Raw genomic sequence first — 25,699 nt, forward strand, 5'->3', positions numbered from 1 at the left:
GCGCCCGCTTTCCAACCGACGGCATCGTGACAATCCCTTGCACGGGCCCGGGGACCTCGTCCCTGGAGCCGGGGAGAAGTCATGGAGCCGGTCTTCACATCGGCCCGGAATGCTCCCCATCCAGGTGCCCGCCACTTCGTAGACCGAGCAGCCGGACGGTGAGTCAGGGGGAGTCCCTGGCCGCGCCGTGCGTACGCCGTCACCTTGCCCGGCGGATGGGAGGGGGTACGCATGACATCCGGTCAGTATTTGAAAAGAATTGTCGCGGTGCTGTGTCTGGGAATGCTGGTGCTGGTTCCCCGGGCAGAGGCCTTCAGCGACGCGGACGCGGTGAAGGTGATTGGCTTCGCGCGCAGCCAGCTCGCGGACACCACGGTGGAGATGCCGGACGCGACCTGGTCGCCCAAGGCGGGCCAGTCGGACGGGACGTGGAGCCGGAGGCGCAACACGGACCTCATCGAGTGGACGCAGGGCTTCTTCCCCGGAAGCATGTGGTTCATGTTCCAGGTGGGCAGCGAGCCCCTGTGGAGGGACCGCGCGGACCGCTGGACGCGGACCCTGGAGCTGCAGAAGACCAACCGGCAGACGCACGACCTGGGCTTCAAGCTCTTCCTCAGCTTCGGCAACGCGTACCGGCTCACCGGTGACACGTACTACCGCGACGTGTTGCTCACGGCCGCCGAGTCGCTCGCGTCCCGGTACAACTCGCAGGTGGGCATCATCAGTTGCTGCGACTGGAACTCCGCCTGGCAGGTGCCGCTCGTCACCGACACGATGATGAACCTGGAGCTGCTGCTGTGGGCATCGCAGAACGGCGGACGACCGGAGTGGCGGACGATGGCCGTCAACCACGCGCTCAAGACGCTCCAGGACGCGGTGCGCGCGGATGGCAGCTCCTTCCACTACGTGGATTACAGCCGCACCACGGGGGCCATCCGCTCCCGGGGCACCTACCAGGGGTACTCGGCCAGCTCCACCTGGGCGCGCGGGCACGTGTGGCTCATCTATGGGTACACCATGGTCTACCGGTACACGGGTGACACGCGCATGCTGGACGCGGCGCGCAAGGTGACGGACTGGTACCTGGCCCGCCTGCCTGCGGACATGGTGCCCAACTGGGACTTCAACGCGCCCACCCTGTCGAAGGACTCCTCCGCGGCGGCGGCCGCCGCGTCCGCGCTGCTGGAGCTGAGCAGCCTGGAGACGGACGCCACCCGCAGGACGCGCTACCGCGACGCGGCGCTGCGCACGCTCGACTCGCTGGTGTCCTCCGCGTACTTCGCCGAGGGCACCAACAGCCCGGGCCTGCTGCTGCACGGCGTGGGGAACTTCCCGGCGGGGAAGGAAATCAACACCACGCTCATCTACGGCGACTACTACTTCCTGGAGGCGGTGCTGCGCTTCAACCCGAAGCCGCCGTACCCCTGGTACTCGAAGACGTCCTTCTTCCAGAGCCAGCACCTGCTCGGCACCACCAACACGGGCGTGCGCACCATCGAGTTCGACATCAACCCGCGCGCCTTCCCGCAGGACGGCACGGTGGGCTACGCGGACAGCTCCACGGAGATTGCCGGGTACGGAAGCCTGCCGCTGACGGTGCGCATGAACACGGATGGCTACTTCGACGTGCGCAACGGAGGAGGCTACTCGGTGCTCACCCGGGTGCCGTACGTCTCGGGGCAGACGTACCACGTGCGCATCCTCGTGGACCTGCCCGCGCAGCGCTACAGCGTCTGGGTCCGCCCGCCGGGAGGGAGCGAGATTCGGATTGCCGACCGCTATGTCTTCCGCACCGGAGCCCCGGCCATCAACGACATCGGCCGGGTGTCGGTGAGGACGGTCATCGAGAACAGCGACTTCCGCGTGCTGGGGCACAAGGTGGTCGCCGGTTCGGCAGCGACTGTCACCGCCCCCGAGCCCGAGGCCGAGGTGCTCCCGGCCTCGCTGCTGGACAGCATGGGAGGCTTCGAGCGGGACGAGGCCGCCCGCGAGGACGGCGAGGCCGCGGGGCCGCGCGAGGGAGACGGGCCGCCGGGAGTGGTGGAGGACGCCACGCCGCCGCCGGACCCGGCGCCCACTCCGGCTCCGGACGAGAGCGTGCCCGACGTAGTGGTGGATGAGTCCGTCGGGGGCTGCGGCGTCACGGCGGCGGCGCCCCTCCCGCTGGCCCTGCTCACGCTCGCGGGCCTGGCCCTGCGCGGCAGGCGCAGGCGCGCGGCACGCTGAACCCAGGCTGAATCCGGCCTCTCTCCGCGACCTGCGAGCGGAGGGAGGCCGCGCCGTTTCAAATCATCCCGTCCCAACCAGCGTCATTGCGGCGGAAGGCGTCGCGGATGGTGTCGACGAAGTCCGTGGGCAGCGGGCCCTGCTCCAACGCCCGCAGGTTCCGCCGCAGGTTGTCCATCCGCCCGGTGCCCACGATGCAGGTGGACACGCCGGGCACATGGGCGGCGAAGCGCAGCGCCAGTTCGCCCCAGTCCAGTCCGTGCGAGTCGAGCGCCAGGGTGCGCATCCGGTGCCAGTACTCACCGATGTCATGCGCGCCGGGGCGCTCGTTGAAGCGCCAGGGGGCATTGCCCAAAGGCCGCTTGGCGATGACGCCCACGCCCTTCTCCCGGGCCCATGCCACGCCCCGGTCGATGGCGCGCTGGTCGAAGAGATTGACGGAGGTCTGCACCACGGTGAAGGCGCCGGTGCCCAGCGCGTACTCCAGCGCGGCATTGTCCCCGGAGTAGGCGGCGGCGCGCACCTTGCCTGCCTCCACGGCGCGCACCAGGGCGTCAATCAAGCCGGGCCGCTGGAGCACGTCCACGGGGCACGAGTGGAAGTGCACCACGTCGAGCACGTCGGTGCGCAGCCGCTGGAGGGCCTGGTCCACGCCGCGGGTGATGCACTCGGGCGTCCAGTCCTCCACACCCGGCACGCCGTAGCCGCACTTGGTGGACAGGACGAACTCGGAGCGGCGGCCGTGCAGGTGCCGGCCGATGCGCTCCTCCGACAGCCCATAGCCGGGCGCTGTGTCGACGAGGTTGATGCCCGAGTCCAGCACGCCGTGCAGCAGCGCGGCGGCGTCCGCCTCCGCGAGGTCCGGACTGCCCACGTGTCCCGCGCCAAAGCCGAGCACGGACACCTGCAGTCCCGTCCTTCCCAGGGGGCGGCGCTCCATGGAACCTCCTCGCGTGGCCCGGAATGGCCGCGCTCCAACCGAGGTCCACAGCATGGCACGGGGGCAACGGTGTGGCACCCAACGAGACACCACGCCACCGCCCACTGCTCACGCGAGAGGGGATGCGCCGACCAGGTCCGCGGGAGCAGGTCTGGTCAGCGGGAACCGCGCGGAAGCCCGAGCTTCCGGCTGGGGAGGTGATGCCCCTGAAAGGGCATGCCCCGGGTGGTTCAGTCCTCGTCGTCCTCGCCGCCGTGGTGGTCGCCGCCGTTGTCGTCGTCGTGGTCCTCGCCGCCGTTCCGGTCATCGTCGTCGAAGGCGTCGATGGAGTTCTTGATGTTGTTCTCGATGTCCGAGCGCGCGCCGCTCTCGCGCGGGTCCAGCCGCCCGCCGCTGGAGCCGGTGAACCAGCCGCTCGGGTCGATGTTGATGGTGACGTTCTGTGTGTCCTCGGCGGTGATTTCGAAGCTCGCCTCGCGCTCCTGCTCCACCGTCAGGCTGGAGACGAAGCTGAAGGGCTCTCCATCAATCGTGCCGTCGATGATGATGGATGCCCCGCGCTCGGCCATCTCCTTCAGGCCGGCGTTGTCGCCCGCGTCGTCCACGGACACCTTGCTGATGTCGAACTCGATTTCGTCGTACGTGCCCGTCTCCACCTGCACGTCGCGCAGCTGCACCACCGTGCCTTCGAGCCCCGCACCGGACAGGTCGATGAGGAAGGGGCCCGTCTCGTCCTTGCGCTCGCCGCCGTGGTCGTCCGCCGTGCCCGCGTCGTTGGAGCCATCGTCGTCGTCATCACCCTCCAGCTCGAGCTCCAGCTCCTTCACGGAGAGCCGCACGCGCTCCACGGTGATGCCGTTGGACAGCGTCAGCCGCTGCTCGGACTGACGGGGGACCGAGGCGGTGCTCTTCGCGGCGCCCACGCGAGTGCTCAGGCCGACCGCGGTGGGCTCGCTGCCACTGCAGGCGGACAGCAACAAGACGGACGCGCACATTCCCAGGTAACGACGCATGGCTTTCTCCTGATGTGGGGGCTGTCGGTCCGCGGCACCTTCCGGCCCGCCGCCGCGGCGATGTCCCCTTGCGAAAAAGAAGGAGTCGCGACGCGAAAATCGGCCACACGTACCTCGGGTGCCGCGTGGAGGCGGAGGGCCGCACGTCGGGTGCGTGTGGCCGAAAAGGGGCCTCGTGACTCCTTCCCTGGCGACGGAGTACTCAACGGGGAGACATGGCGTGTTTCCGCAGACCCAACGCGGTGTCGCCGGGGGCTTGTCCCTCCGGGTGCACCCCTACGTCCGGCCGCTCGCGCACGGAGCCGCGCGGGCACGGCTTCGCGCATCCCACCACAAGGTGGACGTGCTCCGGGGCGGTCGTTCCGTGACGGAGGAACAGGTCGCCGCCAGCATCCAGCGCGCCGCGCGGGGTGAGCAGTCCGCGTGCCGCGAGCTGTACCAGCGCTTCCACGCCTCGGTGCGCCGCGTGGCGCTCGGGTATTCGGCGCTGGGGCCGGCGGAGGTGGAGGACGTCGTCCAGGAGTCCTTCGCCCGCGCCTTCCGCGAGCTGCCGCGCCTCCAGCACCCGCGAGCATTCAGTCGCTGGCTCGTCACCATTGCCCGTCACCACGCGCAGGCGCTCAGCCGGGGCGCGCAGGTTCGCGCCCGCGCGACGGAGGACCTGTCCCATCAGGTGGACGTGGCCGCGCCGGCGGTGCCGCCCTCGCTCGAGCTGGAGCGGCGGGTGGCGGTGGTGCGCGCGCTCATCGAAGGGCTGCCCGAGGGCCCGGAGAAGGAGACGGCCCGCCTCTTCTATGTGGAGGGCGAGCTGAGCGCGCGGGAGATCGCCGACAGGCTGGGCCTGGGCAAGAGCGCGGTGACGATGAGGCTGGAGCGCTTCAGGGCGCGGGTGAAGCGAGAGCTGCTGGCGCGGCTGCTGGCCGCGGAGGTGGAGTGAGCCATGGGCGACACCGTCAGGCACCTGGACGCGGAAGGTTGGCGCGCACTGCAGCGCAAGGAGCCAGGGGCCGTGGCGTACTTCGCCGCGCACCTGGCGACGCCCTGCGACGTCTGTGAGGACTTCCTCGCGGTGGAGTCGGAGGAAGACGCGGAGGACACCCTGGGTCTCGACGCATTGGCGGACGAGGCGCTCGGTGAGCTGCGCGGGCCCGCGCGAGAGGACGCGGTGGGCTGGGCCCGCCTGCGCCGTCGCCTGGGGACGCCGAAGCGCACGTGGCTGGCAGGAGCGGCGGCGGTGGCGGCGATGGCGGCCGTATTCGCCATCTCCCTCCGGCCCGAGGTGCTGACGCCCCAGCCCGGGTCCTCACAGCGCCTCAAGGGCGGCGTGTCGCTGGTGCTGGAGCTGGCGGCGATGGCGCAGCTTCCCACCGGCGAGACACCCCCGGTGACCGAAGGCACGGTGCTGCCGCCCGAGGCGGTGGTGCTGCTGCACTACCACGCCAGCGAGGCCTCCGACGCGCTGCTGGTGCGAGAGGCCCCGGGCCTGCCCACGCAGGTGCTGGGGCGCTACGCGCTGGAGCCGGGCACCCACCCCCTGCGCGAGGGCGCGGACCTCGCGGGCGTGTCGCTCGAAGGTGAGCATGGGCCGGTGACGCTCGTGTTGGTGGCATGGCCGAAGGGCCCCGGCTCGCGGGAGGCGATGGAGCAGGCGGCCGAGCAGGCGACAGTCCCTCCAGAGGCGGTGCAGGCCCGGCTGCGCCTGCGCGTGGAGCCGGGGCATGCTGCGCCCTGAGGAGCCCTGTCTGGCGCGTCCGCTGTCCATGCTGTGCGTGTTGCTGGCCTTCGCGCTCTCCGCCTGTCGCACGGCGGAGTCGGGCGAGAAGGGCCGGATGGTGCGCGTGCGCCAGGAGGACGCGCCGGCCTCGGCACAGGTGGGCGAGCGGCACGCGCTGCTCATCGGCATCCCCGAGTATGCGGACCCGTCGTGGCACCGGCTGCTCTACGCGGGCAAGGACGCGGAGGACCTGGGGCGCGTGTTGGCGGACCCGGCGCGCGGCGGCTTCAAGTCGGTGACGGTGCTGGCGCGGCCGGAGCAGACGACGCGCCAGGCGATTCTGGGCGCGCTGCGAGCGCTGGAGTCCCGACCCTGGCGCTCGCAGGACGTGGTGGTTGTCTACGTCTCCGCGCACGGCACGCTGGCGCGAGACTTCTCCGGCGAGCTGCAGCGCTACCTGGTGACGCAGGACACCGCCTTCCGCGATGTGCCCGGCACCGGGCTGGAGATGGCGGAATTGGAGAGCGCGCTGGAGCGGCTGGGCTCGCGCCGCCGCGTGCTCGTGCTGGCCACCTGCCACAGCGGCACGGGCAAGTCGCTGCTGCCCCCGGCCGTTCGCGACGAGCTGGCGCGCACCAAGGCCGCCTTCCTGCCGAGGCCGCTGGAGGAGGCGAGCCGCGCGTCCATCATTCTCTCCGCCAGCGACTGGGGCGAGGCGGCGCGCGAGGACGACGCGCTGTCCAATGACATCTACACGCACTTCCTCATCGAGGCGCTCGACGGCCGGGGCGACAGGAACCGCGACGGCGCGGTGAGCGCCACCGAGGCGCACGACTGGGCCCGCCGCAACACGTGGGCCTATACGAGTGGCCGTCAGCGGCCGAGCGCGCAGATTCTGGAAGTGGGCGCGGACCCGGTGTTGCTCGCGGGCGCGCTGGAGCGTCCGGGGCAGCCCGAGGTCTTTTCGTACAGCGCGCGCCTGGAGGGCTTCACGCTCAAGGTGGACGGCGAAGTCGCGGGCGAGCTGCCCGGCGGCGTGGTGGTGCCGGAGGGCAAGCGCCGTCTGGAGCTGCGCAAGGGCGGGCGGGTGCTGTGGGAGGACACCGTGGCGCTGGAGGCCGGGGAGCGGCGCGAATTGGAGGCGCTCGTGTCCCGCGCCTCTTCCGGGCCCCGGCGCACCGTGGCGTTGGAGGCGGGCGCGCTGGGCTTCCTCGACGCGCGCAGCCGGGAGCAGGTGCTGCCGGCGTCGGTGCTCGCGGGCGCGGCGCTGCGGCTGGACGGAGTGTTGTTGGACGGGCGGCTGGATGTCTGGGTGGACGTGGCGGCGGGGCAGGGGCGTGAGGTGCTCCGGTTGGACCCGGGAGGCTCGGTGCCGGTGCGCCACCGCACGCTGCTGCTGGGCGCCGCGGTGGGGCCCTCGTGGTGGTGGGGGCCCGTGGGCTTCTCCACCGGCCCGCGTGTGGCCGGTCTATGGCTCCAGCGCTCCTTCCAGTTGGAGTTGTTGAGCCGGGACGAGCGCTACCTCACGGTGTGGCCCGGCTGGATGGCGGGACTGTCCTGGCGCTTCAGCCCGGCGTTCGTGGTGGATGCGAAGGCGCAGTTGCTGTGGGCCTATGTCCCGGTGGACGGGCAGACGCGCATGGTGGGCTTCGGAGGCCTGATGCTGGGCGGAGGGTATCGGTTCTGATGCGCACGCCAGGACGGAAGAAGGCACTCGGCCTGCTGTGGCTGGCCCTCGCGGGCTGCGGCGGCTTCAACAACGTCCCGCTGGAGTCCGGCACGGTGCGCGGGCGAATCGTCGGCGCCGAGGCCGACGTGGCGATGGTGAGCCTGCTGGGCCAGCCCGAGCTGCGCGTCGGGGTGGATGCAGACGGCCGCTTCGAACTGGCCGGCGTGCCCGCCACCACCGTGGAACTCTTCGTGGTGGCCTCGCGCACGCGCGCGGCCCGCTCGAAGGTGGTGGCGCAGGGCGCACGCGTCACCGACGTGGGCGACATCCAGCCCGGGCCCGGCGCCTTCATCACCGTGCGCGTGTCGGACGGCAATGGAGGCATCCCCTCCCGCGCCGAGGTGGAGGTGGATGGCACGGTGCTGGACGACATCAAGGTGGACGCCACCAGCGGCGAGGTGCGCGTGGGCCCGCTGCCCGCCGGCTGCTACGAGCTGGAGGTGAAGGCGGACGACGTGGAGGACGTGGAGGAGGACGTCTGCGTCCGCGAGGGCGAGGAGCTGGTGCGCTCCATCATCCTCCAGTCCGATGGCCACGGTGGGGACGACGACGGCGGGAGCGATGACCCCGATGGCGGCAGTGACGACCCCGACGGCGGGGACGACCACCCGTGAGCGTCACCGGCCTCCGCGCGCCGCCAGGTCGATGAAGCCGCGAATCCAGATGAGATTCACGGCGTGGCACTTCGCCAGCGGCGTGGGCGTCGTGGTCTCCAGCGCCGTCGCGAAGGGGACGCCCTGGCGCATGTACCAGTCGGTGATGCTGCCGTCGTGGTACTCGATGAGGCCGTCCGCGTCGGTAACGTTGTTCTCGTCCACCTTCTGGTTGCGCACCACGGTGACGTGGCGGGCGGCCGCGTCCACCAGCGGGCGGTAGGCCTTCTTGTCCCCGAAGGTGTACGCGTACGTCGCCTCGCCGCCCAGGTAGTTGTCCTGGTGGATGTCGAGCGCGGCGTTCGGCGGCGGGAAGCGCGCCAGGTCCGAGCGCACCGCGCGCGTCTCCTTCGGGCCACCGTCGAACAGCACCCAGCGGAGGATGGGCTGCGGGCGGTTCAGCTCGCCCTTCCACTCGCCGGGCGCCACCTCGTAGCGCATGAAGTCGTTGTTGGGTTTCTCACCGCTGCGGTTGTAGCGGGTGCCGTCCTCGAAGCCGGAGGGGTTGATACACGGGTAGACGCGCAGCCCCACGCCGCGCTCGCGCGCGTAGGCCACCACCTCCGGGAAGTGCTCGGCCAGCGTCAGCGGGCCGGCGGGTTCCTCCCCATGGAAGCCGGAGGTGATGACCAGCCAACGTTCACCCGGGACGGTGAGCCGGAAGAGCGGGTACTCGAGGCCCCCTTCCGTGACGCGGCCGTACTCGGCGACCTCCGCGAGCGTCACGAAGGAGCGGATGCGCTGGGCGTAGTCGGTGTAATTCACGGCTTGAAGCTAGCCGTGGCGCGGCCGGCCGCCCACCCATTCCCACCTCCGTACGGGGGCGGGGCGTTCAGTGCTCCACTGCGCCCGGGCCCGTCTTCGGTGACGGGCCCGTCCGGGCGTTCACTTGACGCCCGTGCGCTCACGGAACTCGGTGGCCAGCTCCTTGCGCTGCTCCGGCGTCAGCGTGCCGTGCACCTCCAGCGCGGCATCCGTCATCTTGTGGGCGAAGGCGCGCATGGCGTCGATGCGGGCGTCCACCAGCGCGTGCAGCTTCTGCGCATCCGGGGTGTCCGACGCGAGCTGGGTGAAGGCCTCCTCGCGCGCCCCGTGCTGCTCCTCCATGAGCTTCACGCCGTCGTCGAACAGGCGGTCCTTCACGGCGTTGATGGACTGGCGCTGCGCATCGGTGGCGTCCAGGTCCTCCAGCTTGTCGTTCAGCCGCCACGTCACCATCTGCTTGATGCGCTCGGGGTTGTGACCCCAGCCGTGGCCGCCGCGGAAGGCGAAGCCGCTGAGGAGGACGACGGCGAGGACGGCGGAACCGGCAATGGCGAGCTTCTTCATCATGACACTGTCTCCAGGGGCCAGGAGGGCCCGGAAGGGGTTGTCGACAGTGCCCAATGTGCCGTTCGCCCGTTTCGTGCGCCTGTACGGGGCGTGAAGAAGTGTGAAGCGTGCCGGGCCGACGCCCGGACCGTCACCCGGGCCCGCCCGGCTGCCGGGCAGGAGGCCGCGCAACATCCCGGAATCGCAGCGGCGGACGCCTGGACGGGGGCACGGAAGCGGGCGCCAGCAGGGCCGCGTCGTTAGTTTCTTCCGTCCCCGCTTCCGCTCATGGCAGAAGAGGCTCCAGGGCCGATTTATCGGCTCCGCCGTCGCCTACCTCCAGAGTCTCGTTACTGGACTGGCGAGCAGGGGAGCGCGGCCCTAGTGTTCAGCATCTCTCCCCCTGGAGTGGCACGAGCCCATGTCTTTCACCCACCTCCACCTGCACACCCTCTATTCGCTCCTCGACGGGGCGATTCGGATGAAGGACCTCATCAAGACGGTGAAGGAGAAGGGGATGACCAGCGTTGCCGTGACGGACCACGGCAACATGTTTGGCGCCATCGACTTCTACAAGAAGGCCAAGGACGCCGGCATCAAGCCCATCCTCGGCATGGAGGCCTACGTCGCGGGCCCCAAGGGGCGCGAGGACCGCTCGGAGAAGGTGTCGCACCACCTCATCCTCGTGGCGAAGAACGCGGAGGGCTACGCGAACCTCCGCTACCTCTCCTCCACCGCGTACATGCAGGGCTTCTACTACCACCCCCGCATCGACAAGAAGGTGCTGGCCGAGCACAGCAAGGGGCTCTTCGCCCTCACCGCGTGCCTCGGCGGTGAGGTGACGAGCGCGTGCTTCCGCGGCGACATGGACCACGCCCGCCGCGCCGCGCAGGAGTACAAGGACATCTTCGAGCCCGGGCACTTCTTCCTGGAGGTGCAGTCCAACGGGATGCCCGAGCAGGACAAGGCCAACGAGAACCTCAAGCAGCTCTCGCGGGACATGGACATCCCGCTGTGCGCCACCGCGGACGCGCACTACATCAAGCGCGAGGACGCCCGCGCGCACGAATTGCTCATGTGCATCGCCAGCGGCAAGACGCTGGCGGACGGCAAGCGCATGAAGCACTCCACGGACAAGCTCTACGTCACGAGCCCCGCGGAGATGCTGGAGGCCTTCAAGGACATCCCCGAGGCCGTCCACAACACCCAGCGCATCGCCGAGCAGTGCAACCTGGAGCTGAAGCTGGGCAAGCCCATGCTGCCCACCTTCAAGGTGCCCGACAGCCACACTCCGGACAGCTACATGGCGGAGCTGGCCTACGAGGGCCTGCGCGAGCGCTTCCAGGAACTGGCCGCCACCGTCACGTACCCCATCGACCGCGAGGTGTACCTGGACCGCCTGAAGCTGGAGATTGGCGTCATCCAGAAGATGGGGTTCAGCGGCTACTTCCTCATCGTCCAGGACTTCATCAACTGGGCGAAGAAGCAGAACATCCCCGTGGGCCCGGGCCGTGGCTCCGGCGCCGGCAGCCTCGTGGCCTACGCGCTGCGCATCACGGACGTGGACCCCATTCCGTACAACCTCCTGTTCGAGCGCTTCCTGAATCCGGAGCGCGTGTCGATGCCGGACTTCGATATCGACTTCTGCCAGGACCGCCGCGACGAGGTCATCAAGTACGTCGGCCGCAAGTACGGCGAGATGAACGTGGGGCAGATCATCACCTTCGGCTCGCTCAAGGCGAAGAGCGTGCTGCGTGACGTGTGCCGCGTCTTCGCGCTGCCGTTCAGCGAGGGTGACCGCATCGCCAAGCTGGTGCCCGAGGTCCTCAACATCACCTTGAAGGAGGCCATCGAGATGGAGCCTCGCCTCAAGGAGATGATGGAGACGCCCACCAACCTCGGCGAGGTGGAAGGCCGTCCCGTCACCACCAAGGACGTGCTGGAAATCGCGCTCGCGCTGGAGGGCCTGCACCGCCAGCCCGGCATGCACGCGGCCGGCGTCGTCATCGCCGACAAGCCGCTGTGGGAGTTCGTGCCCGTCTACCAGCCGCCCGGTGAGAAGACGCTCATCACCCAGTTCGCCAAGGACGAGGTGGAGGCGGCGGGCCTGGTGAAGTTCGACTTCCTCGGCCTGAAGACGCTCACCGTCATCCAGCACGCGCTGGACCTGGTGAAGCGCAACCACGAAAAGGACATCCCCCGGCACGAGATTCCGCTCAACGACGACAAGGTCTGGGAGCTGATGGCCAAGGGCGACACGGCCGGCGTCTTCCAGATGGAGTCGAGCGGCTTCACGGAAATGGTCGTGAAGCTCAAGCCGAACTGCTTCGAAGACGTCATCGCCGCCGGCGCGCTCTACCGCCCGGGTCCGCTGGACTCCGGCATGGTGGACGTCTTCATCAACCGCAAGCACGGCCGGGAGAAGGTGTCGTATCCGCACCCCGCGCTGGAGCCGGTGCTCAAGGACACGTACGGCGTCATCGTGTACCAGGAGCAGGTGATGCAGATCTCGCAGGTCCTGGGTGGCTACACCCTGGGCCGCGCCGACCTGCTCCGCCGCGCCATGGGCAAGAAGAAGGCCGAGGTCATGCAGGCCGAGCGGGCCGGCTTCCTCGAGGGGTGCGCGAAGAACAGCGTCGACCTGAAGGTGGCCGGCGAAATCTTCGACCTCATGGAGAAGTTCGCCGAGTACGGCTTCAACAAGAGCCACTCGGCGGCGTACGGCCTCGTCACCATCCACACGGCGTGGCTGAAGGCGCATTACCCGTGCGAGTTCATGGCGGCCCTTCTCTCCAGCGAGAAGGACAACACCGACAAGGTGGTGAAGCACATCAGCGAGGCACGCGAGTCGGGCCTCGCGGTGCTGCCGCCGGATGTGAATCAGTCGGACCTGCACTTCGGCGCGGTGGAGGGGAAGATCCGCTTCGGCCTCGGCGCCATCAAGGGCGTGGGCGAGGGCGCGATTGAGTCGATTCTGGAGGCGCGCAAGGACGGCTCCTTCAAGAGCCTCTTCGACTTCTGCGAGCGCGTAGACGGCCGCAAGGTCAACCGGAAGGTGCTGGAAGCGCTGGTGAAGGCGGGCTCCTTCGACTTCGAGAAGCGTCCGCGCCGGCAGATCTTCGACACGATTGAGAAGGCGATGAACCGCGGCTCGTCCAGCCAGAAGGACAAGGCCGCGGGGCAGAGCTCGCTGTTCGGCATGCTGGCCGGCCCCTCCTCGGGCGGTGGCGCACTGAAGGACGAGTACGTCGCGGTGGAGGAGTGGACGGAGAAGGAGCGGCTGGCCCTGGAGAAGGAGGCCATCGGCTTCTACGTGTCCGGCCATCCGCTGCACCAGTACGACAAGGAGCTGAAGCGCTACGCGAAGCCGATTACGGCGGTGCAGCGGGCGCGGAAGGACGACAAGCTCACGGTGGCTGGCGTCGTCACGGTGCTGCGCGAGCGGCCCACCAAGACGGGCAAGCGCATGGCGTGGGTGACGATTGAAGACCTGTCCGGCTCGATTGAGCTGGTGTGCTTCCCGGGCAAGGACGGCACGCGCAACGTCATGGGCCGGGATGGCAAGTGGGCGAAGCAGGGGCCCAAGCCGGGCTTCGAGAACTGGGAGCACCTGCTCAAGTCGGATGACCCCATCCTGGTGACGGGCACGGTGCAGATCAGCCAGCGCGACGAGGAGTCGCCCACGCCGGAGCTCATCGTGGACGACATCCAGAGCCTCAAGTCGGTGCGCGAGAAGCGCACGAAGCGGCTGGAGTTGCGCGTGCCCGCGGACCTGCTCACCGAGGAGCGGGTGGCGAAGCTGCAGGAGCTGGCGAAGAAGTACGCGGGCGCCACGCCGGTGGCCGTGAGCGTGCTCTTCCAGGGTGAAGGCGAAGCGCTCATCGGCAACACGTCCATCAAGGTGCAGGTGAATGACGACCTGCTACACGCGGTGGACCGGCTGTTCGGCATGCGGGTGGTGGAGTTCGGCTGACCGCCGGCGCCGCATCTGGTCAAGTGCCGTCCAGCTCATTTCCGCGGGAGGAATGGATGGACGGCACGTACAAGTCAGTGCGCATCGAGAAGGGCGAGGGCGTCGCCGAGCTGGTGCTCACCGGCCCGGGCAAGGGCAACGCCATGGGCCCCGACTTCTGGCGGGAGATGCCCGAGGCGCTGAAGGCCCTGGACGCGGACGACAGCGTGCGCGTCGTGCTGGTGCGCGGCGAGGGCAGCCACTTCACCTACGGGCTCGACTTGATGGGGATGATGGAGTCCCTCGGGCCGCTGCTCACTGCCGAGGGCAACCTGGCGCTGGAGCGCACGAAGCTGCTCAAGCTGATTGGTGACATGCAGCAGGCCACGGAAGGGGTGGCCCGGTGCAGGAAGCCCGTCATCGCCGCGGTGCACGGCTGGTGCATCGGCGGGGGCATGGACCTCATCGCCGCGTGTGACTTCCGGTACTGCTCGCAGGAGGCGAAGTTCTCCCTGCGCGAGGTGAAGGTCGGCATCGTCGCGGACCTGGGCGCGCTGCAGCGGCTGCCGCGCATCATCGGCGAGGGCAATACGCGCGAGCTGGCCTACACTGGCGGGGACGTGGACTCGGCGCGAGCCTTGCGCATGGGGCTGGTCAACGAGGTGTTCGCCACGCCGGAGGCGCTGCTCACGGAGGCGCGGGCCACGGCGCGGCGGATTGCGGACAACCCACCGCTCGTCGTGCAGGGCGCCAAGCAGGTGATGGAGTACTGCGCGGACAAGTCCATCGCGGATGGCCTGCGCTACGTGGCGGTGTGGAACTCGGCGTTCCTCCAGTCGCATGACCTGACGGAGGCCTTCTCTGCCTTCGCCGAGCGCCGGCCTCCTCGCTTCCAGGGTCGTTGAGGAGCCCGCCAGACAGAGAGGAGCACGCATGGCACCGCGTCGGCTGTTCGAGTATCGCGTCGCCCAGTCGCAGGAAGGGCGGATTACGTTCATGGACGGTCAGTGGGCGGGAAGCATTCCCCTCCAGGATGCGTCCCGGCATCCCAAGCCCTTCGAGTACTGCGCCCAGGTGCCGGAGTGGCTCCAGGCCCAGGGACAGAAGGGCTGGGAGCTGGTGTCCGTCACGGTCGAGGTGGCAGGCGGGCAGAACCTGACCCGCCTGTACCTGAAGCGTCAGCTGGACTCTGACTGACGGAGCGCTGGTATCCGGCAAGGTCGAAGCGGCGGGTGGGCAGAACCTGACCCGGCTGTACCTGAAGCGCGAGGTGGGCTGACGGGGTGGGGGGCTTCCGCGAGCGTGACGTCGATGCGAGGATCTCCTCATCATCATCGTGCACGTGCAGCGGGAGCCTGTCGCAATGACGGAGAGCATCGCGTTGCTGGGATATGGGCGCTTTGGTCGCGCCCTCTCGGGGTTGCTACTCGAAGCAGGCATCCCGCACCGGGTGCATGACCCAAGGCAGCCGGAGGTTCCCCCGGAGCTGCGCGTGGGCTCGCTCGCGGAGGCGGTGAGCGGCGCGAGCCTCGTGGTGCTGGCCATGCCGGTGGGGGCCATGCGTGCGGTGCTCCAGGAATTGCGCCCGCACCTGGCGCCCTCGCAGACGGTGCTCGACGTGGGGAGCGTCAAGGTGAAGCCGGTGCAGGTGCTGGCCTCGGTGCTGGGCCGGGACATCCCCTGGGCCGGCACACACCCGCTCTTTGGCCCCGCGAGCCTCGCGCGAGGGGACAGGCCCCGGCGCACCGTGGTGTGCCCCAACGAGCTGCACCCGGACGCCGTGCGGCGGGCCCGGGCGCTGTTCGAGCGGCTGGGGTGCGAGGTGACGGAGATGACGCCGGACGAGCACGACACGCTGATGGCTCGGACGCACGTGCTCACGTTCTTCCTGGCGCACGGCCTGATGCGCGCCGACGCGGGGAAGGGCCTTCCCTTCGCGCCGCCGAGCTTCCTGCCCATTGCCCGCCTGGTGGAGTACGCGAGCACGGAGGTTCCCCACCTGCTCGGCGTCGTGCAGTCGGAGAACCCCTACGGCCGCGACGCGCGCGTAGCGCTGATGGACGCGCTCACCCGGTTGCACCTGGAGCTGGAGGCGTCGAGGGCGTCGGACAGCCTCGCGGCCTCCGAGGCCATTCCTGCGCCCCCCGGGCTGGCCGAGATTCGCGAGCGCATCGACGGGGTCGACCGCGAGCTGGTGGAGTTGCTGGAGCGCCGCGCGCGCCTCGTGCAGCAGGCGGCGCAGGTGAAGTCCGAGCATGGCCTGCCCTTCCCGGACCAGGAGCGCGAAGTCAGTCTGCTGAAGCTCCGGCGTCAGTGGGCCTCGGAACAGAAGGTGGACGCCGACGCCGTGGAAGACGTGTTCCGCGCCGTGCTGCGCTTCTCGCGCCGGGCGTCACGCGACTGATTCGAGCCAGGAGGCAACACATGGCCGGAGCGAAGCCCGTGGAGGAGGAGCGAGCCGAACCGGTGATGACGGAGCTTGGCTCCCTCTGGGGAAGGGACACCCTCTTCCTGGATGAGGTCGACTACAACCATCGGGGCCAGTGCCTGACCCTGCGGGGGACGCTGGATGGAATGCACACGAGCGTCGCTCACCCATCCAGCGATATCCCCTTCGAATTCCGGTTCCGCCAGTTCGTGCTCGTCCAGGTGACGGAGCTGGATATCAGCGGGTTCATGGGCCGATTCAAGGGGCGGGGCATCTTCTTCGAACTGAAGAACTCCCGTTGGCTGGCGGAGGCACGACAGCTCGGCCACTCCGACAAGGCGACGCCGAAGCACCGCCACTACATCGTCGCCACCTACGACGATGTCTTCGAAGTGGTCTGCACCAGCGTCGAAATCAAGCTCGACGTCAACGCTGCACGGTGAACGTGGGGTTGAGCACCTTCATGGTGCCCTTCGTCACGCCGAACTGCTCGTGCACGGCCGCACGGCGCACCGTCTCCGCCGGGCCGATGCGGCCCGCGAGCAGGTCCTGGTACGCGGACAGCACGCGCGTGGCCTCCTCGCGCGACTCGCGGACGAACTCCACCCGGTAGCGCCGCACGCCGCGCTCCAGCAGCCGGGGCACCAGGGACGCCGCGCTCTGCGCCTGCGCGTTGAACACCGTGTTGCGGCATCCCACGTCCACCACCACTGGATGCTCCAGCCCCTTGTGGTCTCTCAGGGACACGCGGTGCTGCTCACACGGCCGTCCGCAGCTCCGGTAGTCCCTCCCGTGCGACAGCGTGTGTGAATACACGCAGTGCTCCGTGTGGAACGTCGCGATGTGGTGGTGCACCGTCACCGTGAAGCGCTCCGCCGGCAGGTGCTCCAGCATGGCCTCCAGCTGCACCGCATCCAGGTCATGCGCGAAGGTCAGCGAGTCCAACCCCAGCCCCAGCAGGTGCAGCGCCGTCATCGAGTTGGTGACGTTGAGCGAGAAGTCTCCGTGCAGTGCCGGGCGCGGCTCCCCGGGCGCGGGAGGCCGCTCCAGGAAGTGCATCATCGCGCCCCAGTGCCGCACCAGCACCGCGTCCGGCTTCAGCTTCTGGATGCGCGCGTCGTAGCCCTCCTCACCCGGCTTCTGCACGCGCACCGTCGCAATCGTCACCTTCAACCCGGCCGCGCGCGCCCGCTCCACCGCGCGCTGCAGGCCCACCAGCTCCATCCAGTCCAGCTCCACCTCGGGCAGCCCCGCGGCGATGACGGCCTCCAGCTGCTCGTCCGTCCGGCACAGCGGCAACAGCCGCGCGCCCTCGGGCACGGGCGTCGCCACGACGCGCTCGCGCAGGGACGCGCGCAGGCTCTCCAGCGTGGAGCCCTCGTTCACCGTGCGCACCGGCCCGCGCGCCACCGCCTCCGACAGCTCCGCCACCAGCCTGCGCCGCAGCGCCTTCAGCTCCGACACCGGAAGGTGCAGCCCTGGTGCCAGGCCGGACGCATCCAGCCCCGCGAGGTGGAACGGCGTCCCGCCCAGTGCCGCCAGCTTGTCCTTCAGCAGCACCGCGTCCATGCCGCCACCGCGCGCCTCCGCCAGCGGCACTTCGCTCGACACCGAGCACACGTGCCCGCCGCGCGCCTTCCCCGTCACCGCCAGCGGCGCACCGGCCGTGCCGGACACCACCAGCTCCAGCGACACGCGCCCCTCGGGCTCGCCCTGCGCCAGCAACTCCTCCGTGCGCTTCGCCAGGGAGGGATCGCTCGTCACCCACACGCGCTGGCCCGGCGCCACGCGCGCCAGATCCGGCCCCGGGTTGCCGAAGCCCAGCACCCAGCCGCGCCCCTTGCGCTCCACGCGGAACAGCGGACCGCCGGGCTCGTGCTTGTCCTCCGGGTGGCCCGCGTCGAACACCACGCCCATGCCGGGGCGAGGGGACAACTCCGCCGCCATGGGGGCTTCGCCCTCCAGCGGCGAGGACACCTTGCCCTGCGGCGCGTCCGGACGCGACTGCTCCTCCTGTCCCAGTCCGCCCGTCCAGGGACGTCCCTCCGCGTCGTCCACCACGCGCACGTCGCGCCCGTGCACCGACTCCACCCGGCCCAGGTACGCGCCGCGGTGCTTGGGGAAACGCCCCTCCACCAGCGTCTGGTGATCCGAGCCCGCGAAGAAGCCGTGCGAGAAGCCCCGGCTGTACGACAGCGTCATGTCCGCGAGGTCCTTCTTCAGCGCGCCCGCGTCCGGCTTCCCCTCCGCCACGCCGTCCACCCAGCGCCGGTAGCCCTGCACCGCCGTGGCCACGTACTGCGGCCCCTTCTGCCGACCCTCAATCTTCAGCGAGTGCACGCCGATGTCCACGAGCCGCGGTACCGCCATCACGCCCGCGAGGTCCTTGGGGCTCAGGAGGTACTGCACGTCCCCCAACTCGCGCGTCTGGCCATCCACCACCAGGTCATACGGCAGCCGGCAGGACTGCGCGCACTGCCCGCGGTTGGCGGAGCGCCCGCCCCACGCCTCGCTGGTGAGGCACTGGCCGCTCCACGACATGCACAGCGCGCCGTGGATGAAGACCTCCAATTCGATGTCCGTCTCCGACGCCAGCCGGCGAATCTCCGCCACCGACAGCTCGCGAGGCACCACCACCCGCGTAGCGCCCAGACCCCGGGCGAAGCGCGCTCCCTCTGCGCTCGAAATCGTCATCTGCGTGGAGGCATGCACCTCCATCTGGGGACACACCGCGCGGGCCACCAGCGCCACCGCCGGATCCTGGACGATGAGCGCGTCCACGCCCGCCGCGGCCACCCGGCGCAGGATGTCCTCCACCACGGACAGTTCCGGCTCGAACACCAGCGTGTTCAGCGTCAGGTACGCCCGCGCCCCGGCGCGGTGCACGAGCGCCAGCGTCTGGGGCAGGGTGGCGAGCGAGAAGTTCTCCGCACGGGCGCGCGCGTTGAAGCCTTCGTCCAGCCCGAAGTAGACGGCGTCCGCACCACTGGCCAGCGCGGCCTTCATCGAGTCGAGGTCCCCCGCGGGGGCGAGGATTTCAGGACGGCGACGGGTCATGTCGCGTCCTCTAACACAGCACCCCAGCCCCTGCCGTCCATCACGCGAAGCCAATGGCGCGGTGCGCTAGGTTCTGGTCAAGTCGCCGCCTGGTCGCTTCCAAAGGAGACGGGTCAATGGCTGATGGCGTGTTCCGGGACGGGCTGCTTGCGGGCAAGGTGGCGTTCATTTCCGGCGGCAGCAGTGGCATCAACCTCGGCATCGCCGAGGCCTTCGTGAAGGCGGGCGCGAAGGTGGCCATCAATGGCCGCAACGTGGAGAAGCTCGAAGGCGCGGTGAAGGGCCTCCAGGCCCACGGCACCGCCATGGGCGTGGCCGCCGACGTGCGCGACTACGCCGCCGTGGAGAAGGCCCTCCAGACGGTGCGCGACGCGTACGGCGAATTGGACATCGTCGTGTGCGGCGCCGCCGGCAACTTCCCCGCGCCCGCGCTGGGCATGTCCTCCAACGGCTTCAAGGCCGTGATGGACATCGACGTGCTGGGCACCTTCAACATCAGCCGCGCCGCCTTCGACCACCTGCGCAAGCCCGGCGCCTGTCTCATCAACATCTCCGCGCCCCAGGCCTACCTGCCCATGGCCATGCAGGCCCACGTGTGTGCCGCCAAGGCCGGCGTGGACATGCTCACCCGCGTGCTCGCCATCGAATGGGGCGGCTCCGGCGTTCGCGTCAACGCGATTACCCCCGGCCCCATCGATGACACCGAAGGCATGCGCCGCCTCGCCCCCAACGAGGAGGGGAAGCAGAAGATCATCCAGGCCCTGCCCCTGCAGCGCTTCGGCAAGAAGGAGGACATCGCCCGGCTCGCGCTCTTCCTCGCGTCCGACGCGGCGTCCTACATCACGGGTTCCATCATGGTCTGCGACGGCGGCCAGTCCCTCCTGGGCGGCGGCGCCCTCATGGCCGCCCTCATGTAACCCCGCGTCACGACTGGGCGACGTGCCCCTGACGGCACCGTGAATTTATATTGGTGCTGCAAGTTTGCGGTCGGGCACTACTTCCGGGAGGACGATGTCTGATAGAAGGCGATGCAACCCCGCGCGGGGGGAATTTTTCGCGCGGGGTCTGCTCGCTTCCGGAGACATCCATGTCCCGTCCGTCTTTCTCGCTGGCCCGGTTCCTCGGGCTGAGCGTGCTGTGCCTGGGCGTAGCTCTGGGCTGTGGTGATGGCACCGAACCGCAGCCCACTCCGACACCGAAGCCGCTGCCCGACGCGGCCCTGTCCCGGGTGGAGGTGAGCCGCGCCGCGCAGGTGCTCGCCGACGGCGAGGACCGCGTCACCGTCACCGTCACCGTGAAGCAGAAGGACGGCGCGCCCATGGAAGGGCGCACGGTGCGCGTGGAGGTGTCCGGCGACGGCAACACCGTGACGCAGCCGGCGGCGAAGACGGACGCCGAGGGCAAGACGACGGCCTCCGTGGTGTCCACCGGCGCGGGCTCGAAGACGGTGACGGCTTCCGTGGAGGCAGAGGGCGGCGCGGTGGTGCTCGGCACGCGCCCCGTCATCGCCTTCGTCGCCCCACGTCCCACGCGGCTGGCCTTCTCCGCCACCGCGCTGACGGCCACGGCCGGCGTGCCCATCGGTGACCTGGAGGTGTCGCTGAAGGACGCGCAGGGCCGCACCGTGACGGGCGCCACCGACGAGGTGACGCTGTCGCTGGCCGCGGGCCCGGGCAACGCCGCCCTTGAGGGCACGCTGAAGGCGCACGCGGTGGACGGCGTGGTGCGCTTCACGGAGGCGGTGCTGAAGAAGGCGGGCACCGGCTACCAGTTGAAGGTGGAGGCCGCGGACCTGGAGGGCGCCACCAGCCCCACCTTCGCCGTCGCTCCGGCCGCGGCCGCCTCGCTGGAAGTCACGGGCCTGCCGGCCGTGGCCACCGCGGGCGCCGCGCAGAGCGCGGACGTGACGCTGCACGACGCCTTCGGCAACGTGGCCACCGGCTACGTGGGCACGCTGGCGGTGACCTCGTCGGACGCCACCGCCGCGCTTCCCGCCGCCCACGCCTTCACGGCGACGGACAAGGGCCACTTCACCTTCACGGGCATCACGCTCAAGCACGCGGGCGCCCAGCACGTCACCATCCAGGACGGGACGCTCGCGGCGCTGACGTCCAGCAAGGACGTGGGCGTGGTCGCCGGTGGGGTCGCCGCGCTCGTCTTCACCCAGACGCCTGGTCGCACCTCCGTGCGCGCGACGCTGCCCCCGGTGACGGTGGCGCTCCAGGACGCGTATGGAAACCACGCGGCCGTCGGCGCGCCCCTGGTGACGGTGGGCCTGTCGGGCAACGGCACCGGGCTCGGCGGCGTCCTCGAGGCCGCCCCGGTGGACGGCGTGGCCACCTTCTCCAACCTGCGGCTGAACGAGGAGGGCGGCGTCATGCTCGTCGCCTCCGCGCAGGGCCTCACCTCCGACACGAGTGATTCCATCGACGTGGTGGATGACGTCGTCCCCGCGACGCCGTCTCTCGCCGCGGGCGCGTCCACGCCGACCAGCGTCACGGTGACGTGGCAGGCCGTGGGCGACGACGGCACCGAGGGCCGGGCGACCTCGCAGCAGGTGCGCTACTCGGTGAGCCCCATCACCAGCGACGCCCAGTTCGACGCGGCCACCCCGGTGGGTGGTGTCGGCGCTCCGGCCGCGGCGGGCACCGCCGAGTCGGCGACGCTCACGGGCCTGTCCTCCAGTCAGACCTACCACGTGGCGCTGCGGGTGACGGACAACCGCGGCAACTCCGCGCGCTCCGCCAGCCTGGCGGTGCAGACGCAGGAGCCGGGGGTGGCGCAGTTGTTCTTCACCCAGGAGCCCATCGGCGGCGTCGCTGGCCAGGCGCTGGCCGAGTTCCGCGTCGCCTTGAGGGACGTGAATGGCAACGTCGTCACCACCGCCACCTCGCCGGTGACGGTGTCCCTGTCGAGCGACCCCGGCTTCCAGCCGGTGACGGTGGCGCCCGTCAACGGCGTGGCGGCCTTCACCGGCGTGATTGTGAAGAAGGCGGACAACTCGCACCGCTTCGTCGCCAGCGCCAACTCGCTGTCGGTGACGAGCGTCCCGGTCATCGTCGAGGCGGCCGCGGCCAGCCGCCTCGCGCTCACCGGACTCGTGAGCCCGGTCACCGCGGGCGCGCAGGGCAGCCTGGAGCTCACCGCGTATGACCCCTACGACAACGTGGCCACCGGCTACACGCACGCGGTGCACTTCACGTCGACGGACGCCCAGGCGGCCCTGCCGGGTGACTACACGTTCACCGTGCAGGACCAGGGACGCCACGTCTTCGGCAACGTGGCGCTGCGCACCTCGGGCGCCCAGAGCGTGACGGCGACGGAGCTGAACGCCAACCCGCTCACCGCCACGCTCGCGGTGGAAGTGACCAGCGATGCGGCGGACCACCTGGAGCTGGCGGGCCTTCCCGCGGACGTGACGGCGGGCGGGTCGCACCTGCTCACCTTCAGCGCGAAGGACCGCTTCGGGAACCTGGTGACGGGCTACTCCGGCACGGTGCACTTCACGTCGAACGACGCGCAGGCGGTGCTTCCGGCGGACTTCACCTTCGTCCCCGCGCGCGACGCCGGCCAGCACGAGTTCTCCGTCACCCTGCGCACCTCGGGCTCGCGCTCCGTCACCGTGACGGAGCAGGGCGCCTCGGGGCTGAGCGTCACGGCGAGCACGAGCGTGGCCCCGGCCGTCGCCCACCACATGACGCTGGCACTGTCGACCGTCACTCCGGTCGCGGGCCAGCCCGTGGATGCGACGGTGACGCTGCTCGACGCCTTCGAGAACCAGGCCTCGGGCTACCGGGGCACGGTGGGCTTCCAGCTCCAGGGCGATGCGCAGGCCACCGTGCCGGGCGACTACGCGTTCACCGCGGCGGACGCCGGCAAGCACACCTTCAGCGTGACGTTCGCGGCCGTGCGCAACAGCCTGCTCGTCGCCCGGGACGTGGTGGACTCGCAGCTGCAGGACGAAGAGTCCGTCAGCGTGCGGCCCGGTGTGCTGACGGAGCTGCGCGTGGCGAGGGTGCCGGGCCCGGTCGTCGCGGGCCAGAACAACCTCTTCGTCGTCACCGCATATGACGGCTTCGGCAACGTGAAGACGGACTACACGGGCACGGTGGACATCACCACCACGGACCCGAATCCGGGGACTCTGGAGTCCCGCACGTACCTGGAGACGGACCGCGGCGAGTACACGCTGGGCGCCACCCTGCAGACGGCGGGGCCTCAGACGCTGACGTTCCGGGACGCCGTGCGCAACGTGTCCGTGACGAGCGACGTCACGGTGGAGGCGGCGCAGCCGGTGCGGCTCGCGGTGCTCAATGCGCCCGCGACGGGCTCCGTGCGCCAGTCGCTCTCGCAGCTGCGCGTGGCCCTTCGGGATGCCTATGGCAACACCCCGCCCGTCACCGCGCCGTCGGTGACGGTGCACCTGGTTGGCGGTCCCCTGGGCACCACCCTGGGAGGAACGTTGACGGCGGCTCCGGTGGATGGCGTGGCCACCTTCACCAACCTCACCGTGGACCAGGAGGGGACGTTCAGCCTCGTCATGGACACGGCGGACATGGGCATCACCGGGACGGACACGGAGGTCGTCATCACCGACGACCAGGCGCCCGCGACCGCGACCTCGTTCTCCGCGACGCTGGATGAGGACCGCGTCGCCCACCTGTCGTGGGGGGCCACGGGGGATGACGGCACGGATGGCGTGGCGCACCACTACGAGCTCCGCTACAGCACGAACCCCATCGACGCGGGCAACTTCGGCAGCGCGACCCAGCTGCCCACCAACGCGCCGCAGCCGAACGGCTCGACGGAGGGGACCACCGTCCAGCTCCCGTCGCAGGAGGCGACCTGGTACTTCGGTCTGCGCGTCGTCGACGGCGCGGGGAACGCCAGCACGCTGGTGCTGGCCTCCGTCGACGTCCCCGGCCCCTGCTCCGGTGTCGTCTGCCCGCCGCGCGCGCCGGAGTGCGGGCCAGACAACCTGAGCCGCGTGACGTTCACGAGCGCGTGCGAGGTGCAGAACGACGAGCCGGAGTGCGTGGACACGCCCACCCCGGTCCTCTGCACCGGTCAGGACGCCGTCTGCTTCGAGGGCGCGTGCAACACGGCGCCGCCGCCGGCCGCGGGCGAGCTGGCCATCAGCGAGGTGATGCACACGCCGAGCGTTGGCACCGCCGAGTACCTGGAGCTGACCAGCACCGTGGACGGGCTGCGCAACATCACCAACCTGCTCGTCACCTACGATAACGGCGCGGGCGGCACGGAGAGCTTCGCGGTGCAGGCGCCGGGCGACCGGCCCACGATTGTCCGGGGCCATGGGACGTTCGTCGCGGCGAGCAACACGGACGAGGCCACCAACGGCGGCGTGCCGGCGCAGTACAGCTTCGCGGGAGGCACCTTCGCCATCGGCAGCTCGGGGCGCCTCACGCTGAAGCAGGGCGCCTCCGTGGTGGTGGACGACCTCGTGTACACGCCGTCCTTCCCCCAGACGACGGGCCGCTCCATGAACCTGTCCTCGGTGGTGGTGGGGACGGCGGCGCACCAGTACAGCTGGTACTGGTGTGACTCCAGCGCGGGGCTCGCGGGCGGGGACCGGGGTACGCCGGGCCAGCCGAACGAGACGTGCGCGGTGGCCATCAACCCGCCGGTGGACTACTGCGCCATCCAGTTCCCGAAGACCATTGCCGCGCCCATCCAGCAGAACACGCCGCAGACCATCTACAGCCAGTTCTACGACGACCAGATCTCCAACCGGAACCAGAACGGCAACGACCGCTTCCCGTTCATCGTCGCCGAGCTGGGCTACGGCACGGACGCCAGCGCTCCGCAGGACTGGACGTGGGGGCCCGCGCCGTTCAACGCGTCCTACAGCCCGTCCGGTTCCAACAACGACGAGATGGTGGGTACGTTGAACATCGGCACGCCCGGCAGCTATCTGTACGGCTTCCGCTACCGCTTCACGCAGGGGCCGGCGGGCGCGCAGGACTGGGTGTACTGCGACCAGAACGGCGTCGTGTCGGGCGGGTCGCCGCAGTACGGCACGGTGACGGTGGCCCCGCCGCCGACGCCGCTGACCAACCACGTGGTCATCAGTGAGGTCTGCGGGGGGACCACTGCCCTCTCGACGGACGAGTTCATCGAGCTCCACAACCCGACGAACAGCGACGTGAACATCGGCGGCTGGTTGGTACAGTACAAGTCGGCGACGGGGGCCGCCTATTCCGGCAGCGTCACCATCCCCCCGGGCAAGGTCATCAAGGCGCGCGGGTACTTCCTCGTCGCCAACACCGCCTTCCAGGGAGGCAGCACGACGGCGGACGTGACGTACTCCTTCGACATGTCCGCTTCCACCACGGCTGGTGGCCACGTGCGCATCGGTCCGGGGCTCACCACCAGCACCTCGGACGTGGCGGTGGACAAGGTGGGGTGGGGCACTGGCAACAGCCCCGAGGGCACGGCGGCTCCGTCCCATCCGGCCAGCGGTGGCAGCCTCGAGCGCAAGGCGGTGTCCACCTCCACCTCGGCCACCATGGCGGTCGGCGGGGCCGATGCCGCCCGCGGCAACGGCACCGACAGGGACAACAACTCCCTGGACTTCGTCACCCGCGCCGCGCGCCAGCCGCAGAACTCGGCGAGCCCGACCGAGCTCCCGTAGCCCACTGAACCGTTGAGTCGTCCA

17 protein-coding genes are annotated in these 25,699 nt (G+C 70.0%); 12 read left to right on the plus strand and 5 right to left on the minus strand.

Going from position 1 to position 25,699, the window contains the following annotated elements; translation table 11 throughout:
* Positions 1 to 231: 231 nt before the first annotated feature.
* Complete coding sequence (locus tag OV427_RS32995; RefSeq protein WP_267860186.1) at positions 232 to 2,226, plus strand: glycoside hydrolase family 88 protein; 1,995 nt, start codon at positions 232 to 234, stop codon at positions 2,224 to 2,226.
* 58 nt (positions 2,227 to 2,284) lie between these two features.
* Here OV427_RS32995 and OV427_RS33000 read toward each other — a convergent pair whose 3' ends face one another.
* Positions 2,285 to 3,166: an aldo/keto reductase gene (locus OV427_RS33000; RefSeq protein WP_267860187.1), complete on the minus strand. Its 882-nt coding sequence runs from the start codon at positions 3,164 to 3,166 to the stop codon at positions 2,285 to 2,287.
* 230 nt (positions 3,167 to 3,396) lie between these two features.
* Positions 3,397 to 4,179, minus strand: a complete 783-nt coding sequence (locus OV427_RS33005; RefSeq protein ID WP_267860188.1) for a hypothetical protein — start codon at positions 4,177 to 4,179, stop codon at positions 3,397 to 3,399.
* 220 nt (positions 4,180 to 4,399) lie between these two features.
* Between OV427_RS33005 and OV427_RS33010 the strand changes: the two genes are divergently transcribed.
* From OV427_RS33010 to OV427_RS33025, 4 genes are read left to right on the plus strand one after another with little or no spacing between them, the layout of a single operon-like run.
* Positions 4,400 to 5,116, plus strand: coding sequence for an RNA polymerase sigma factor (locus OV427_RS33010; protein ID WP_267860189.1), 717 nt, complete (start codon positions 4,400 to 4,402; stop codon positions 5,114 to 5,116).
* A 3-nt stretch (positions 5,117 to 5,119) separates the two neighbouring features.
* Positions 5,120 to 5,911 (plus strand): hypothetical protein, encoded by a 792-nt coding sequence (locus OV427_RS33015; RefSeq protein ID WP_267860190.1) that lies wholly within the window; start codon positions 5,120 to 5,122, stop codon positions 5,909 to 5,911.
* The gene (locus OV427_RS33020) at positions 5,898 to 7,580 is read left to right on the plus strand and encodes a caspase family protein (RefSeq protein ID WP_267860191.1); all 1,683 of its coding nucleotides are present in this window, start codon (positions 5,898 to 5,900) and stop codon (positions 7,578 to 7,580) included. Before OV427_RS33015 ends, OV427_RS33020 begins: the two co-directional genes overlap by 14 nt.
* Positions 7,580 to 8,236: a carboxypeptidase regulatory-like domain-containing protein gene (locus OV427_RS33025; protein ID WP_267860192.1), complete on the plus strand. Its 657-nt coding sequence runs from the start codon at positions 7,580 to 7,582 to the stop codon at positions 8,234 to 8,236. Before OV427_RS33020 ends, OV427_RS33025 begins: the two co-directional genes overlap by 1 nt.
* 3 nt (positions 8,237 to 8,239) lie before the next feature.
* On the opposite strand, the gene OV427_RS33030 is transcribed toward OV427_RS33025, so the two are convergent.
* Both OV427_RS33030 and OV427_RS33035 read right to left on the minus strand, forming a co-directional pair.
* Positions 8,240 to 9,040, minus strand: a complete 801-nt coding sequence (locus OV427_RS33030; protein ID WP_267860193.1) for a hypothetical protein — start codon at positions 9,038 to 9,040, stop codon at positions 8,240 to 8,242.
* 120 nt (positions 9,041 to 9,160) lie between these two features.
* Positions 9,161 to 9,607 (minus strand): Spy/CpxP family protein refolding chaperone, encoded by a 447-nt coding sequence (locus OV427_RS33035; RefSeq protein ID WP_267860194.1) that lies wholly within the window; start codon positions 9,605 to 9,607, stop codon positions 9,161 to 9,163.
* A 400-nt stretch (positions 9,608 to 10,007) separates the two neighbouring features.
* Here OV427_RS33035 and dnaE point away from each other — a divergent pair, with 400 nt between their 5' ends.
* The 5 genes from dnaE (at position 10,008) to OV427_RS33060 (ending at position 16,409) form a co-directional block, all read left to right on the plus strand.
* Positions 10,008 to 13,559 (plus strand): DNA polymerase III subunit alpha, encoded by a 3,552-nt coding sequence (gene dnaE, locus OV427_RS33040; RefSeq protein WP_267860195.1) that lies wholly within the window; start codon positions 10,008 to 10,010, stop codon positions 13,557 to 13,559.
* Between the two features lie 56 nt (positions 13,560 to 13,615).
* Entirely contained in the window at positions 13,616 to 14,443 is an 828-nt protein-coding gene (locus OV427_RS33045; protein ID WP_267860196.1) for a crotonase/enoyl-CoA hydratase family protein, read from the plus strand.
* A gap of 28 nt (positions 14,444 to 14,471) precedes the next feature.
* Positions 14,472 to 14,735: a hypothetical protein gene (locus OV427_RS33050; protein WP_267860197.1), complete on the plus strand. Its 264-nt coding sequence runs from the start codon at positions 14,472 to 14,474 to the stop codon at positions 14,733 to 14,735.
* A 166-nt stretch (positions 14,736 to 14,901) separates the two neighbouring features.
* On the plus strand, positions 14,902 to 15,942 hold the full coding sequence (locus OV427_RS33055; protein ID WP_267860198.1) for a prephenate dehydrogenase/arogenate dehydrogenase family protein: 1,041 nt from the start codon (positions 14,902 to 14,904) through the stop codon (positions 15,940 to 15,942).
* Positions 15,943 to 15,962: 20 nt separating this feature from the next.
* Positions 15,963 to 16,409 carry a hypothetical protein gene (locus OV427_RS33060; RefSeq protein WP_267860199.1) on the plus strand — a complete coding sequence of 149 codons (447 nt, stop codon included), beginning with the start codon at positions 15,963 to 15,965 and terminating at the stop codon, positions 16,407 to 16,409.
* Here OV427_RS33060 and OV427_RS33065 read toward each other — a convergent pair.
* A complete protein-coding gene (locus tag OV427_RS33065) occupies positions 16,393 to 19,023 on the minus strand; it encodes a U32 family peptidase (RefSeq protein ID WP_267860200.1) in 2,631 nt (876 codons plus the stop codon). The genes OV427_RS33060 and OV427_RS33065 overlap by 17 nt on opposite strands.
* A gap of 116 nt (positions 19,024 to 19,139) precedes the next feature.
* Between OV427_RS33065 and OV427_RS33070 the strand changes: the two genes are divergently transcribed.
* Both OV427_RS33070 and OV427_RS33075 read left to right on the plus strand, forming a co-directional pair.
* Positions 19,140 to 19,940 (plus strand): SDR family oxidoreductase, encoded by an 801-nt coding sequence (locus OV427_RS33070; RefSeq protein ID WP_267860201.1) that lies wholly within the window; start codon positions 19,140 to 19,142, stop codon positions 19,938 to 19,940.
* Positions 19,941 to 20,110: 170 nt separating this feature from the next.
* Positions 20,111 to 25,675: a lamin tail domain-containing protein gene (locus tag OV427_RS33075; protein WP_267860202.1), complete on the plus strand. Its 5,565-nt coding sequence runs from the start codon at positions 20,111 to 20,113 to the stop codon at positions 25,673 to 25,675.
* Positions 25,676 to 25,699 lie beyond the last annotated feature (24 nt).

This window comes from Pyxidicoccus sp. MSG2 (assembly GCF_026626705.1).
Classification (GTDB): Bacteria; Myxococcota; Myxococcia; order Myxococcales; family Myxococcaceae; genus Myxococcus.